At 70.8% G+C, this 13968-nt stretch carries 12 protein-coding genes; 10 read left to right on the forward strand and 2 right to left on the reverse strand.

What is annotated here, in order from left to right:
* Positions 1 to 5 precede the first annotated feature (5 nt).
* Entirely contained in the window at positions 6 to 1931 is a 1926-nt protein-coding gene (locus AOQ53_RS21800) for a molybdopterin oxidoreductase family protein (protein ID WP_059419718.1), read from the reverse strand.
* Positions 1928 to 2899, reverse strand: a complete 972-nt coding sequence (locus AOQ53_RS21805) for a 2-dehydropantoate 2-reductase (RefSeq protein ID WP_059419719.1) — start codon at positions 2897 to 2899, stop codon at positions 1928 to 1930. Before AOQ53_RS21805 ends, AOQ53_RS21800 begins: the two co-directional genes overlap by 4 nt.
* Positions 2900 to 3140: 241 nt before the next feature.
* On the opposite strand from AOQ53_RS21805, the gene AOQ53_RS21810 reads away from it, so the two are divergent.
* The 10 genes from AOQ53_RS21810 to AOQ53_RS21850 all read left to right on the forward strand — a co-directional run bounded on the left by AOQ53_RS21810 (position 3141) and on the right by AOQ53_RS21850 (position 13928).
* Positions 3141 to 4472, forward strand: a complete 1332-nt coding sequence (locus AOQ53_RS21810) for an OFA family MFS transporter (protein WP_059419721.1) — start codon at positions 3141 to 3143, stop codon at positions 4470 to 4472.
* Complete coding sequence (locus tag AOQ53_RS44775) at positions 4441 to 4581, forward strand: MFS transporter small subunit (RefSeq protein ID WP_167745748.1); 141 nt, start codon at positions 4441 to 4443, stop codon at positions 4579 to 4581. Before AOQ53_RS21810 ends, AOQ53_RS44775 begins: the two co-directional genes overlap by 32 nt.
* A 152-nt stretch (positions 4582 to 4733) precedes the next feature.
* Complete coding sequence (locus AOQ53_RS21815; protein ID WP_059419722.1) at positions 4734 to 5672, forward strand: beta-ketoacyl-ACP synthase III; 939 nt, start codon at positions 4734 to 4736, stop codon at positions 5670 to 5672.
* A gap of 147 nt (positions 5673 to 5819) precedes the next feature.
* Positions 5820 to 6497 carry a GntR family transcriptional regulator gene (locus AOQ53_RS21820; RefSeq protein WP_059419723.1) on the forward strand — a complete coding sequence of 226 codons (678 nt, stop codon included), beginning with the start codon at positions 5820 to 5822 and terminating at the stop codon, positions 6495 to 6497.
* A gap of 252 nt (positions 6498 to 6749) precedes the next feature.
* A complete protein-coding gene (locus AOQ53_RS21825) occupies positions 6750 to 7931 on the forward strand; it encodes an ROK family transcriptional regulator (protein ID WP_059419725.1) in 1182 nt (393 codons plus the stop codon).
* A gap of 115 nt (positions 7932 to 8046) precedes the next feature.
* Positions 8047 to 9564, forward strand: coding sequence for a sugar ABC transporter ATP-binding protein (locus tag AOQ53_RS21830; RefSeq protein ID WP_059419727.1), 1518 nt, complete (start codon positions 8047 to 8049; stop codon positions 9562 to 9564).
* Positions 9561 to 10580: an ABC transporter permease gene (locus tag AOQ53_RS21835; RefSeq protein ID WP_059419729.1), complete on the forward strand. Its 1020-nt coding sequence runs from the start codon at positions 9561 to 9563 to the stop codon at positions 10578 to 10580. Before AOQ53_RS21830 ends, AOQ53_RS21835 begins: the two co-directional genes overlap by 4 nt.
* A gap of 17 nt (positions 10581 to 10597) precedes the next feature.
* Positions 10598 to 11644, forward strand: coding sequence for a substrate-binding domain-containing protein (locus tag AOQ53_RS21840; protein ID WP_059419730.1), 1047 nt, complete (start codon positions 10598 to 10600; stop codon positions 11642 to 11644).
* A 59-nt stretch (positions 11645 to 11703) separates the two neighbouring features.
* The gene (locus AOQ53_RS21845; RefSeq protein ID WP_059419758.1) at positions 11704 to 12915 is read left to right on the forward strand and encodes a Gfo/Idh/MocA family protein; all 1212 of its coding nucleotides are present in this window, start codon (positions 11704 to 11706) and stop codon (positions 12913 to 12915) included.
* Between the two features lie 14 nt (positions 12916 to 12929).
* Complete coding sequence (locus tag AOQ53_RS21850; protein ID WP_059419732.1) at positions 12930 to 13928, forward strand: sugar phosphate isomerase/epimerase family protein; 999 nt, start codon at positions 12930 to 12932, stop codon at positions 13926 to 13928.
* Positions 13929 to 13968: the final 40 nt, after the last annotated feature.

Here is a 13968-nt window from a genome sequence, read left to right on the forward strand (position 1 = left end):
GTGCGTCACCCCACGATGGTCGCGACGGGCAGCTTCTCGATCCGGATCGCCGACGCCTTGAACTCCGCCGTCCCCGCGATCGGGCAGTTCGCCTCGATCGTGAGCGCGTTGGTGTCCACCTCGTCCGGGAAGTGCATGGTCATGAAGGCGAGCCCGGGCCGCAGCGCGGTGTCCACCCACACGGGCGCGGTCACCGACCCGCGCCGCGAGGTGACCTGGACCTGCTCACCGACCACCACCCCGTAGCGCTCGGCGTCCTCCGGGCACAGTTCGATGTACTCGCCGCGCCGCAGCGGCGAGGCGTAACCGCCGCTCTGCACACCGGCGTTGTACGAGTCGAGCCGTCGCCCGGTGGTGAGCCGGATCGGGTACTCCTCGTCGGTGAGGTCCACGGGCGGGTCGTGCTGCACGATCCCGAAGGGCGCCGGCCGTCCGCGCCTGTCGGGGTCGGGCTCCCACAACCGGCCGTGCAGATAGGTCGGTTCGAGCCGGTCCGTGCCCGGGCAGGGCCACTGGATGCCCTGGTGCTCCTCCAGACGCTCGTACGTCATGCCGTAGTGGTCGGGCGAGACCGACCTGAGCTCGTTCCACACGGTCTCGGCGTCGGCGTACTTCCAGTCGTGGCCGAGGCGGGCCGCCAGGTCGCAGATGATGTCGATGTCCTCGCGGGCCTCGCCGGGCGGGGTGACGGCCTTGCGGACGCGCTGCACGCGCCGTTCGCTGTTGGTGGTCGTGCCGTCGGTCTCCGCCCAGCCGGCGGTGGCCGGCAGGACGACGTCCGCGAGTTCGGCCGTCTTCGTGAGGAAGATGTCCTGGACGACGAGGAAGTCGAGGGCCTTCAGCCGCCGTACGGCCTGCTCGCTGTCCGCCTCCGACTGGGCCGGGTTCTCGCCGACGCAGTAGACGGCCTTGAGCGTGCCGTCCTCCATCGCCTCGAACATCTCCGTGAGGTTCAGGCCGTAGTGCGGCTGGATGACGGTGTCCCACGCCGACTCGAACTTCACCCGTACGTCCGGGTCGAGGATGTCCTGGAAGCCGGGCAGGCGGTTGGGGATCGCGCGCATGTCGCCGCCGCCCTGCACGTTGTTCTGCCCGCGCGGGGGTTGCAGGCCGGCGCCGTAGCGGCCGACGTGCCCGGTGAGCAGGGACAGATTGATCAGGGCACGGACGTTGTCGGTGCCGTTGTGGTGTTCGGTGATGCCGAGGGTCCAGCACAGCTGGGCGCGCTCGGCGCGGGCGTAGGCGTGCGCCAGCTCGCGGATGGCGGCGGCCGGTACGCCCGTCACCTTCTCGGCCAGCGACAGCGTCCACGGCTCGACCAGCGCCCTGTACTCCTCGAAGCCGGTGGTCGCCCGCTCGATGAACGCCTCGTTGGCGAGGCCCGAGTGGATGATCTCGCGGCCGATCGCGTGCGCCATCGGGATGTCGGTGCCGACGTTGAGGCCCAGCCAGCTCTCGGCCCACTCGGCGGTCGACGTCCGGCGTGGATCGACCGCGTACATCCGGGCGCCGTTCTTGATCCCCTTCAGCACGTGCTGGAAGAAGATCGGGTGCGCGAAACGGGCGTTGGAGCCCCACATCACGATGACGTCGGTGTGCTCGATCTCCTCGTACGACGACGTCCCGCCGCCCGAGCCGAACGCCGCCGACAGGCCCGCCACGCTCGGGGCGTGGCACGTGCGGTTGCAGGAGTCGACGTTGTTGGTGCCCATGACGACCCGGGCGAACTTCTGGGCGACGTAGTTCATCTCGTTCGTCGCCCGGGCGCAGGAGAACATGCCGAACGCGCCGCGGTAGCGTGCCAGACCCCGGGCCGCCCGGTCCAGGGCCTCCTCCCAGGTGGCCCGGCGGAAGGGCTCCTCGCGTGAGTCCCTGACCAGGGGGTGGGTGAGCCGGGTGTAGGTCTTCGGGCTTCGGTCGCGTTTGCTCATGCGGCGCTCCTCAGCGCGAGCAGGTCCGAGATGGCGTGCACGGTGCGCAGGGTGGGCACGTCCACGCCGGTGATGTCCGCCAACTCGACGACTGCCGCGAGGAGTGCGTCGAGTTCGAGCGGTTTGCCGCGCTCCAGGTCCTGGAGCGTGGAGGTCCGGTGGTCGCCGACCCGCTCGGCGCCCGCGAGCCGGCGCTCGATGGAGACGCCGACCTCGCAGCCGAGGGCGTTCGCGACCGTGAGCGTCTCGGTCATCATGATCTCGATGACCTTGCGGGTGCCGCCGTGCAGGCACATCTGCCGCATGGTCGCGCGGGACAGCGCGCTGATCGGGTTGAAAGAGATATTGCCGAGCAGCTTGAGCCAGATGTCGCTCCGGAGGTCCGGTTCGACCGGGCACTTCAAGCCGCCCGCCTGCATGGCCTCGCTGAACGCCACGCACCGCGTGGACACGCTGCGGTCGGGTTCGCCGACGGAGAACCGCGTGCCCTCCAAGTGCCGGATGACGCCCGGCCCTTCGAGCTCGGTCGCCGCGTAGACGACACATCCGACGGCCCGTTCGGGCGCGAGCACCGCACTGACCGCGCCGTCCGGGTCCACGCTCTCGACGCGGTGGCCGTCGTAGGGGCCGCCGTGCCGGTGGAAGTACCACCAGGGGATGCCGTTCTGGGCGGCCACGACCGCCGTCGTGGCGCCCAGCAACGGCGTGATCAGCGGCCCGCAATCCGCGTACGCGTTGGCCTTCAGGCCGAGGAAGACGTAGTCGACCGGGCCGACCTCGGCCGGGTCGTCGGTCGCGTGGGGGTGCGCGGTGAAGTCGCCGCGCGGGCTGCGCACACGGACTCCGTGCTGCCTCATGGCCGCCAGATGCGGTCCACGGGCGACGAGATGAACATCGGCGCCCGCGCGGTGGAGCGCGGCGCCGACGTAGGCGCCGATGGCACCGGCGCCGAGAACTGCGACTTTCACGGGAACACTCCGTTCGGTTTGAGGGATACCGCGGAGGTGACTGCCGTCGGGCGGGTGAGTGCCGTCAGGCGAGTGAGTGCCGTCCGGCTTGAGTCCGACCTTGTGTCGACGAAATATTGTCTACAGTGTGGATGATGGGGTCCGCGCGATGACCGTTCGGCGCATGCTGGATACCGCTCACCGCATACGATCGACGCGCCGCCTTCTCAACTCCCCTGCGACTGCCTACCGTTCCGGGTTCATGAGTCCCCCAGTCGCGCCCCCGGGCTGGAGCCGCTGGCTCGTCCCGCCCGCCGCTCTCTCCGTACATCTCTCCATCGGCCAGGCTTACGCCTGGAGCGTGTTCAAGCCGCCCCTGGAGTCCGCGCTCGGCCTGAGCGGCACGCAGAGCGCGCTGCCTTTCCAGCTGGGCATCGTCATGCTGGGCCTGTCCGCCGCGTTCGGCGGCACGCTCGTGGAGCGCAACGGCCCGCGCTGGGCGATGACCGTCGCCCTGGTCTGCTTCTCGTCCGGCTTCCTGCTCTCCGCGCTGGGCGCGGCCGTGGAGCAGTACTGGCTGATCGTCCTCGGCTACGGCTTCGTGGGCGGCATCGGCCTCGGCATCGGCTACATCTCACCCGTCTCCACCCTCATCAAGTGGTTCCCCGACCGGCCCGGCATGGCCACCGGCATCGCCATCATGGGCTTCGGCGGGGGCGCGCTCATCGCCTCGCCGTGGTCCGCGCAGATGCTGGAGTCGTTCGGCGGCGACAGCTCCGGCATCGCACTGGCCTTCCTGGTGCACGGGCTGACGTACGCGGTCTTCATGCTGCTCGGTGTGCTGCTGGTTCGGGTGCCGCGCACGGAGAAGCCGGTGGGCAGCGGGCCGAGCGTCCTCACCGGCCCGCAGGTCTCCGCGAACCAGGCCATCCGCACCCCGCAGTTCTGGTGCCTGTGGATCGTGCTCTGCATGAACGTCACCGCGGGTATCGGCATCCTGGAGAAGGCCGCCCCGATGATCACGGACTTCTTCGCGGACACCTCCACGCCCGTGTCGGTGACGGCCGCCGCCGGCTTCGTCGCGCTGCTGTCGGCGGCGAACATGGCGGGCCGCATCGGCTGGTCGTCGACGTCCGACCTGATCGGCCGCAAGAACATCTACCGCGTCTACCTGGGCGTCGGCGCGCTGATGTACGCGCTCATCGCCCTGTTCGGCGACTCCTCCAAGCCGCTGTTCGTCCTGGGCGCGCTGGTCATCCTGTCCTTCTACGGCGGCGGCTTCGCGACGATTCCGGCGTATCTGAAGGACCTGTTCGGCACCTACCAGGTCGGTGCCATCCACGGGCGGCTGCTCACCGCCTGGTCCACGGCCGGGGTGCTCGGACCGCTGATCGTGAACTGGATCGCCGACCGGCAGGAGGAAGCCGGCCGGCACGGCGCGTCCCTGTACGGAATGTCGTTCGTCATCATGATCGGGCTGCTTGTCGTCGGCTTCGTCGCCAACGAACTCGTCCGGCCCGTCCACCCGCGTCATCACATCCCGGCACCGAGGGAGGCCGCCCATGTCCGGCGACAGCAGTCAGAGTCCGCCTAGCCCGGACCGGCGGTGGCTGATCGCCTTCGCCTGGGTGTGGGTGGGCGTACCGCTCGCCTACGGGCTGTACGAGCTGGTCCGCAAGGCGACCCAGCTGTTCACCGGCTAGGCGTCCGACAAGTGCTCGGTCGTCCGAGGTCCTGACCGAAGCTGACAACGCGAGCACCTGTTTCCTGTCGCCTTGCCTGCCGTCGTACCCGCGAGTCACTGATCACACTGGTGGATCCCGCTACCCAAGTTTCCACGAGGGGGACCGCCCACATGAACGGCTCGCGCATCGCCGCCGTCGGCCACTACCAGCCCGCCAAGGTGCTCACCAACGCGGACCTGGCGGCCATGGTCGACACCAGTGACGAGTGGATCAGGAGCCGGGTGGGCATCAGCACGCGCCACATCGCCGGCCCCGACGAACCCGTCGACGAGCTGGCCGCCCACGCCGCCGCCAAGGCCCTCGCGGCGGCCGGGCTGACACCCGCCGACATCGACCTGGTGCTGGTCGCCACCTCCACCGCCGTCGACCGCTCGCCCAACACGGCCGCCAGGGTCGCCTCCCGGCTCGGCGTTCCGCAGGCCGCCACGATGGACCTCAACGTGGTGTGTGCCGGCTTCACCCACGCCCTGGCCACCGCCGACCACGCCGTCCGCGCGGGGGGCGCGAGCCGCGCCCTGGTCATCGGGGCCGACAAGATGTCCGACGTGACCGACTGGAGCGACCGCACGACGTGCGTGCTCGTCGGCGACGGGGCCGGGGCCGCGGTCGTGGAGGCCGCCGACGAGCCCGGCATCGGGCCGGTGCTGTGGGGCTCGGTGCCCGAGATGGGGAACGCGGTGCGGATCGAGGGCACGCCGCCGCGTTTCGCGCAGGAGGGGCAGAGCGTCTACCGCTGGGCGACGACTCAGCTGCCGCCCATCGCGCGGCGGGCGTGCGAGCGGGCCGGGCTGGAGCCAGCCGACCTCGCGGCGGTCGTACTGCATCAGGCCAACCTGCGCATCATCGAACCCCTCGCGGAGAAGATCGGCGCCGTGAACGCGGTCGTCGCGCGCGACGTCACGGAGTCCGGCAACACGTCGGCCGCGAGCATTCCGCTCGCTCTGTCGAAGCTGGTCGAGCAGGGTGCGGTCGCCACGGGCGACCCGGTTCTGCTGTTCGGCTTCGGCGGAAACCTGTCGTACGCCGGGCAGGTCGTCCGCTGCCCGTGAGCCCCGTTGCCGTGTGACGCGGTCAACTCCCCGAAGCCCTGGCTCTTGTGCGCCGTAGACTGTAGACGAAAGACAATCGATACTGGCTCTGTGGCGACACCGGCTTCCGCCGCGCTGTGCACGGCCCTGCCGAGGAGGGGGACCGCGATGCTGTCGACAGGACTGCCCCAGGGGGCGGTACCCAAGCTGGAACGCCCGGGTCCGCTGCGCGACCGCGTCTACGAGGCGCTGCTCGAACTCATCACCACCCGTGCCCTCCAGCCCGGCCAGCACCTCGTGGAGAGCGAGCTCGCGGGGCATCTGGGGGTCTCCCGGCAGCCGGTGCGCGAGGCGTTGCAGCGGCTCAACACCGAGGGGTGGGTCGATCTGCGGCCTGCCCAGGGAGCTTTCGTGCACGAGCCGACGGAGGAGGAGGCCGACCAGCTCCTCACGGTCCGTACGCTCCTGGAGGCCGAGGCGGCCCGGCTCGCCGCGGCGGGCGCGGACAGCGCCGGCGTCGCCGCGCTGGAAGCGCTGTGCGCGGAGGGCGAGAAGGCCGTCGAGGCGGACGACGTGGACGGGGCCGTCACCATGAACGCCCGCTTCCACGCGAAGATCATGGAACTCGCCGGCAACGCCGTGCTCGCCGAACTGGCCGCCCAGGTCGACCGCCGCGTCCGCTGGTACTACACGCCGGTCGCCCGCCAGCGGGGCCACCAGTCCTGGATCGAACACCGCGCGCTCATCGCCGCGATCACCGACCGCGACGAACAGCTGGCCACCCGCCTGATGCGCGAACACACGGAGCACACGAGGCGCTCGTACCATGCGCGGGCGCGTTCGTAGGTCCGAGCGGACGGTCAGCACCACCTGAGTCCGGGGCGCTGTCCCAGAGCGCTTGCCTTGCAGCCGACAGCTGCGAGGCAGGGCGCCCGCCACTCGCCTTTGTCCAGTGAGTGGGAAAAGTAGGGGGCAATTCCTGCGCGACTTCTTCCCACCTTCGGCAGCCGCTGCTACGTTCCCTCCGAAAGCAAGCCACCGATGTGGCGGAAAACCGGCGCAGAGGCCGATTGAGGCGGGGAGGGGCTCGTGAGACGTATGACCGCGCGACCCGGAAACGCCCACCAGGCCCGGCTGCTCAAGCTGTTGCGCGACGGCGGCCCCAACTCCCGGGCCCAGCTGGGCGACCAGGTCGACCTCTCGCGGTCCAAGCTCGCCGTGGAGGTGGACCGGCTGCTGGAGACGGGGCTGGTCGTGGCCGACGGCCTCGCCGCCTCGCGCGGCGGTCGCCGCTCCCACAACATCCGGCTCAACCCCGGGCTGCGCTTCCTCGGCGTCGACATCGGCGCGACCTCGGTCGACGTCGCCGTCACCAACGCCGAACTGGAGACCCTCGGGCACATCAACCATCCCATGGACGTACGCGAGGGCCCGGTCGCGGTCTTCGAGCAAGTCCTGGCGATGGCCGCCAAGTTGAAGGCCTCGGGACTCGCGGAGGGGTTCGACGGCGCCGGCATCGGCGTCCCGGGCCCGGTCCGCTTCCCCGAGGGCATCCCGGTGGCGCCGCCGATCATGCCGGGCTGGGACGGCTTCCCCGTGCGGGAGGCGCTCAGCCAGGAACTCGGCTGCCCGGTCATGGTCGACAACGACGTGAACCTCATGGCGATGGGGGAGCAGCACGCGGGCGTCGCCCGCACCGTCGCCGATTTCCTCTGCGTCAAGATCGGCACGGGCATCGGCTGCGGCATCGTCGTCGGCGGTGAGGTCTACCGCGGTACGACGGGCAGCGCCGGCGACATCGGGCACATCCAGGCCGTGCCCGACGGCCGTCCCTGCGCCTGCGGCAACCGGGGCTGCTTGGAGGCCCACTTCAGCGGGGCGGCCCTCGCCCGTGACGCCACGGAGGCCGCCCAGCAGGGACTTTCCGCCGAACTGGCCTCGCGGCTGGAGACCAACGGCGGGCTCACCGCCGTCGACGTCGCCGCCGCGGCCGCCGCCGGCGACGCCACCGCACTCGACCTGATCCGCGAGGGCGGTAACCGCACCGGCCAGGTCATCGCCGGCCTGGTCAGTTTCTTCAACCCCGGCCTGGTGGTGATCGGCGGCGGGGTGACCGGCCTCGGCCATACCCTGCTCGCCGCGATCCGCACGCAGGTCTACCGCCAGTCGCTGCCGCTCGCGACCGGCAACCTGCCCATCGTCCTGGGCGAGTTGGGACCAGCCGCCGGAGTCATCGGCGCGGCCCGGCTCATCAGCGACCACCTGTTCTCACCCGCGTAACCCTTCTCGACAGCACGGCTCACCCAGCACAGCTCCCTGCTCCGCCCTGCCTCGAAACACGCCTGCCCGACAAGCGCCCTGCAACCGGCCCGCACGCCAGCCAAGGGGAATCCGCATGGCACCACAACCACCGCTGCTCAGCATGTCCGGCATCACCAAGTCGTTCCCCGGAGTCCGGGCCCTCGACGGCGTCGACCTCGACGTCCAGGCCGGCGAGGTGCACTGCCTGCTCGGCCAGAACGGCGCCGGGAAATCGACCCTCATCAAGGTCCTGGCCGGCGCCCACCAGCCCGATACCGGCACCATCCGCTGGCGCGGCGAGGAGGTCGCACTCCGCTCGCCGATCGCCGCCATGCGTCTTGGCATCGCCACCATCTACCAGGAACTCGACCTGGTGGAGCACCTGTCGGTCGCCGAGAACGTCCACCTGGGCCACGAGCCGACCACTGCCGGGTTCGTCGTCCGGGGGAAGGCCGCGAAGGAGTCGACAGCCGCCCTGCTCAAGCGACTTGGACACGCGGAGATCGGTCCGGCCCGGCTCGTCGGGGAGCTGCCCGCGGCGCAGCAGCAGATCGTGTCCATGGCCCGGGCGCTCTCCCACGACGTGCGGCTCATCGTGATGGACGAACCGTCCGCCGCCCTCGACCCGGACGAGGTCGACAACCTCTTCCGCATCGTCGGCGACCTGACCGCCGCCGGTGTCGCCGTCGTCTACATCTCGCACCGCCTGGAGGAGATCCGGCGCATCGGTGACCGGGTGACCGTGCTCAAGGACGGGCGGGCCGTGGCGAACGGACTGCCCGCGAAGACGACACCGACCCGCGAGGTCGTCGCGCTCATGACGGGCCGCAACGTCGAGTACGTCTTTCCCGACCGGCCCGTCTCCCCGCCGCCCGGCGAACCGGTGCTCACCGTCCGGGGCCTGTCCCGCGCCGGGGAGTTCGAGCCTCTCGACCTTGAGGTACGGCCGGGCGAGATCGTCGGCCTGGCCGGACTCGTCGGCTCGGGCCGCTCCGAGATCCTGGAGACCGTCTACGGCGCCAGGAAACCGACGTCCGGACAGGTGCTGGTCGACGGCGAGCCCTTGAAGCCGGGCAGCGTCCGGGCCGCCGTCCGGGCCGGACTCGGACTCGCCCCCGAGGAACGCAAGGCGCAGGCCCTGCTGATGCTGGAGTCCGTCACCCGCAACGTGTCGGTCTCCTCCATGTCCCGTTTCTCGCGCGGCGGCTGGATCGACCGGGGCGCCGAACTCGGCGCCGCCCGGGCCGCGACCCGCGAACTGTCGCTCAGGCCCGACAACCCGTCGGTGCCCGTGCGCACCCTGTCCGGCGGCAACCAGCAGAAAGCCGTCCTGGCCCGCTGGCTGCTGCGCGGCTGCCGGGTGCTGCTGCTCGACGAACCCACTCGCGGCGTCGACGTCGGCGCCCGCGCCGAACTGTACGCGGTCGTCCGCCGGCTGGCCGACGAAGATCTCGCCGTGCTGCTGGTCTCCAGCGAGGTGCCCGAGGTGCTCGGCCTCGCCGACCGCGTCCTGGTGCTGCGCGAGGGCCGTGTGGTCCACACGGCACCCGCGCGCGAACTCGACGAACACCGCGTACTCGACCTGGTCATGGAAGGAAGCCCGGCGTCATGACGCAGCCCGTCTCCCCGCCGCGGGACAGCAGCACCGACAAGGTGCCCCCGGCCCAGCCCCCCGCCTGGCGCGGCACGCTGGCCCGCGCCGACGTCCGTACCCTCTCCCTGCTCGGCGTGCTCGCCGTGCTGGTCCTCATCGGCGCCGTCACCAAGCCCGACGCGTTCCTCGACACCCGCAACCTGCAACTCGTCCTGACCCAGGCGTCCGTGATCGGCGTCGTCACCGTCGGCATGACCTTCGTCATCGTCTCCGGCGGCATCGACCTGTCGGTCGGCGCGATCGTCGCCCTCGCCTCGGTGTGGGCGACCACCGTCGCCACCCAGGAGTACGGCTTCGCCGGAATCCTCTTCACGGCGGTCGTCGTCGGGGTCGGCTGCGGCCTGGTCAACGGGGTGCTCATCGCCTACGGCGCGATGGTGCCGTTCATCGCCACCCTCGCCATGCTGGCCTCCGCCCGCGGCCTCGCCCTCCAGATCACCGACGGCAAGACGCAGATCGTGACCGTGCCGGCCGTCCTCGACCTGGGCGAACGCGATGCCTACGTCCTCGGCGTCCCGCCCCTGGTCCTGGTCTTCGCGGTCGTGACCGTCATCGGCTGGCTGGTGCTCAACCGCACCACCTTCGGCCGCCGCACGGTCGCCGTCGGCGGCAACCCGGAGGCCGCCCGGCTCGCCGGCATCGACGTCCGCCGCCAGCGGCTCTACCTCTACCTGCTGTCCGGGCTGTGCTGCGGCATCGCCGCCTTCCTGCTGATCGTCCTGTCCGGCTCCGGACAGAACACCAACGGCAACCTCTACGAACTCGACGCCATCGCCGCCGCGATCATCGGCGGCACCCTGCTGACCGGCGGCCGCGGCACCATCACCGGCTCCGTGCTCGGCGTCCTGATCTTCACCACGATCACCAACATCTTCGCCCTGAACAACCTGCAGAGCGACGTCCAGCAGATCGCCAAGGGCGCGATCATCGTCGCCGCCGTGCTGGTCCAGCGCCGTACCGCGAGCACGACCTGAGGAAAGGGTTCACCGCCATGACCGAGACCACGAGCCGCAGAGGACTGCTCTTCGGAGCCGCCGCCGTCTCCGCCGGTGCCCTCCTCACGGGGTGCACGAGCAACGAGCCCTCCGACTCCAAGGACGAGCCGGCCGCGAACGACCAGCCCGCCGCCGACGACAAGCCCGGCAAGCAGGTCACCATCGGCTTCGCCGGACCCCAGGCCGACCACGGCTGGCTCAACGCCATCAACGACAACGCCGAGAAGCGGGCCGAGAAGTACTCCGACGTCACCCTGGAGATCACCGAGGGCTCCAACGACACCGCCCAGCAGATCGGCCAGATCGAGACACTCATCAACAAGAAGGTCGACGTCCTGGTGGTGCTGCCCGCCGACGGCAAGGCCCTCACCCAGGTCGGGCTGAAGGCGATGCGCGCGGGTATCCCGGTCGTCAACCTCGACCGCATCTTCAACTCCCCGCAGGCCTACCGCTGCTGGATCGGCGGCGACAACTACGGCATGGGCCTCAACGCCGGCCACTACATCGGCGAGAAGCTCAAGGGGAAGTCGAACGCCCGCGTCATCGAACTGGCCGGCCTGGACAACCTGGAGCTGACCAAGCAGCGCACCCAGGGCTTCGACGACGCCCTGAAGAACTACCCCAACATCAGGAAGGTCGCCCGTCAGGCCGCCGAGTTCACGGTCGAGTCCGGGCAGGCCAAGATGGCTCAACTGCTCCAGGCACAGTCGAAGTTCGACGCGCTGTGGAACCACGACGACGACCAGGGCGTGGGCGCGCTGCGCGCCATCGAGCAGGCGGGGCGCGACGACTTCCTGATGGTCGGCGGCGCCGGCGCCCTGTCCGCCTTCCAGGCCATCGAGCAGGACGACGGCGTGCTCAAGGCGACCGTCCTCTACCCGCCGACCATGGCCGCCTCCGCGATCGACCTCGCCCGCGCCCTCGGCCAGGGCAAGGGCATCGGCGGCATGGCCGAGTTCGAGATCCCGGCGTCCATCACGCTCTACTCGGCCGTCGTCGACAAGACCAACGTCGACCAGTACATGCCCACCGGCTTCCGGTGACCGGTTCCGCCCGCACCCCCCACGTGCGCCACCCCGACCAGGACGAGGAGGACACCCGTATGGGACAGCCGCAGCAGCAGTCAGATGGGACCGAGGCAGGCAAGCCACCCCTGCGCGTCGGGATGGTGGGCTACGCCTTCATGGGCGCCGCCCACTCCCAGGGCTGGCGCACCGCGGGCCGTGTCTTCGACCTGCCGCTGAACCCCGTGCAGGCCGTGATCTGCGGCCGGGACGCCGCCGCCGTGAGGGCGGCGGCCGACCGTCACGGCTGGGCCTCCACCGAGACCGACTGGCGCGCCCTCGTCGAGCGCGACGACATCGACCTCGTCGACATCTGCACCCCCGGCGACAGCCACGCCGAGATCGCGCTGGCCGCCCTGGCCGCGGGCAAGCACGTCCTGTGCGAGAAGCCGCTGGCCAACACCGTCGAGGAGGCCACCTCGATGGCACGGGCGGCCGAGGAGGCGTACGCACGGGGGCAGGTGGCGATGGTCGGCTTCAACTACCGCCGGGTGCCGGCCACCGCCCAGGCCCGCCGGATGGTCGCCGAGGGCCGCCTGGGCAGGCTCCGGCACGTGCGCGTCACGTACTTGCAGGACTGGCTGGTCGACCCGGAGTTCCCGCTGACCTGGCGGCTGCGCAAGGAGCAGGCCGGCTCGGGCTCGCTCGGCGACCTGGGCGCGCACATCATCGACCTCGCGCAGTACCTCGTGGGGGAGCCGCTGGCAGGCGTCTCCGCGCTGACGGAGACCTTCGTACGGCAGCGGCCCCTGCCCACCGGCGCCACCCGCGGCCTGTCCGCCGTCTCGTCCGCCGGCACGGGAGAGGTCACCGTGGACGACGCCGCCCTGTTCACGGCCCGCTTCCCCTCCGGCGCCCTCGCCTCCTTCGAGGCCACCCGCTACGCCACCGGCCGCAAGAACGCCCTGCGCATCGAACTCAACGGGGAGCGCGGGTCGCTCGCCTTCGACCTGGAGCGGCTCAACGAGCTGTCCTTCCACGACGGCACCGAACCCGGGGCGGAGGCGGGCTTCCGCCGCATCCTCGTCACCGAACCCGACCACCCCTACCTGGAGGCCTGGTGGCCGCCGGGCCACGGCCTCGGCTACGAGCACACCTTCGTCCACCAGGCCCGCGACCTCGTCCACGACATCGCCGAGGGCCGCCGCCCCGAACCCTCCTTCACCGACGGGCTCCAGGTGCAGCGCGTGCTCGCGGCCGTGGAGGAGAGCGCCGAGAAGAACTCCGTCTACACGCCGATCGCGGTCTGAGGAGGCTGACGCGCATGGCGCGCACGTTCACGCTGTTCACCGGCCAGTGGGCCGACCTGCCGCTGGAAGAGGTCTGCCGGCTCGCCCGCGACTTCGGCTACGACGGGCTGGAACTCGCCTGCTGGGGCGACCACTTCGAAGTCGACAAGGCGCTCTCCGACCCCGGGTATCTCGACGGCCGCCGGGCGCTCCTCGACAAGTACGGCCTCAAGTGCTGGGCCATCTCCAACCACCTGGTCGGACAGGCCGTCTGCGACGCCGTCATCGACGAACGCCACCAGGCGATCGTGCCGGAAGAGGTGTGGGGCGACGGGGACCCGGAAGGGGTCCGGCAGCGGGCAGCGGACCGAATCAAGGACACCGCGCGCGCCGCGGCCGCCTTCGGCGTCGACACCGTCATCGGTTTCACCGGCTCCGCCATCTGGCACCTGGTCGCCATGTTCCCGCCCGCCACCGACGCCATGATCGAACGCGGCTACCAGGACTTCGCCGACCGCTGGAACCCGATCCTGGACGTCTTCGACGCGGAGGGCGTGCGGTTCGCGCACGAGGTCCACCCCAGCGAGATCGCCTACGACTACTGGACCACGGTACGTGCCCTGGAGGCCGTCGACCGGCGCCCCGCCTTCGGCCTCAACTTCGACCCGAGCCACTTCGTGTGGCAGGACCTCGACCCGGTCGGCTTCCTCTGGGACTTCCGCGACCGGATCTACCACGTCGACTGCAAGGAGGCCCGCAAACGCCTCGACGGACGCAACGGCCGGCTCGGCTCCCACCTGCCCTGGGGCGACCCCCGGCGCGGCTGGGACTTCGTCTCCGCCGGGCACGGCGACGTCCCCTGGGAGGACGTCTTCCGGATGCTGCGCTCCATCGACTACCAGGGCCCGGTCTCGGTCGAGTGGGAGGACGCCGGCATGGACCGGCTCCAGGGGGCGCCCGAGGCGCTGACCCGCCTCAAAGCCTTCGACTTCGAGCCGCCCAGCGCGTCCTTCGACGCCGCGTTCAACAGCTGAACCACGCACTCGGCGCTGGTCGGGGACGGGACCCGGTATC

The organism is Streptomyces azureus, from assembly GCF_001270025.1.
GTDB classification, from domain to species: domain Bacteria; phylum Actinomycetota; class Actinomycetes; order Streptomycetales; family Streptomycetaceae; genus Streptomyces; species Streptomyces azureus.

Coding starts and splice junctions, on each gene's coding strand:
- AOQ53_RS21820 (WP_059419723.1), top strand. CDS start 5,820: ATGCTGTCGACAGGACTGCCCCAGGGGGCGGTACCCAAGCTGGAACGC.
- AOQ53_RS21825 (WP_059419725.1), top strand. CDS start 6,750: ATGACCGCGCGACCCGGAAACGCCCACCAGGCCCGGCTGCTCAAGCTG.
- AOQ53_RS21810 (WP_059419721.1), top strand. CDS start 3,141: ATGAGTCCCCCAGTCGCGCCCCCGGGCTGGAGCCGCTGGCTCGTCCCG.
- AOQ53_RS21845 (WP_059419758.1), top strand. CDS start 11,704: ATGGGACAGCCGCAGCAGCAGTCAGATGGGACCGAGGCAGGCAAGCCA.
- AOQ53_RS21815 (WP_059419722.1), top strand. CDS start 4,734: ATGAACGGCTCGCGCATCGCCGCCGTCGGCCACTACCAGCCCGCCAAG.
- AOQ53_RS21800 (WP_059419718.1), bottom strand. CDS start 1,931: ATGAGCAAACGCGACCGAAGCCCGAAGACCTACACCCGGCTCACCCAC.
- AOQ53_RS21830 (WP_059419727.1), top strand. CDS start 8,047: ATGGCACCACAACCACCGCTGCTCAGCATGTCCGGCATCACCAAGTCG.
- AOQ53_RS44775 (WP_167745748.1), top strand. CDS start 4,441: ATGTCCGGCGACAGCAGTCAGAGTCCGCCTAGCCCGGACCGGCGGTGG.
- AOQ53_RS21835 (WP_059419729.1), top strand. CDS start 9,561: ATGACGCAGCCCGTCTCCCCGCCGCGGGACAGCAGCACCGACAAGGTG.
- AOQ53_RS21840 (WP_059419730.1), top strand. CDS start 10,598: ATGACCGAGACCACGAGCCGCAGAGGACTGCTCTTCGGAGCCGCCGCC.
- AOQ53_RS21850 (WP_059419732.1), top strand. CDS start 12,930: ATGGCGCGCACGTTCACGCTGTTCACCGGCCAGTGGGCCGACCTGCCG.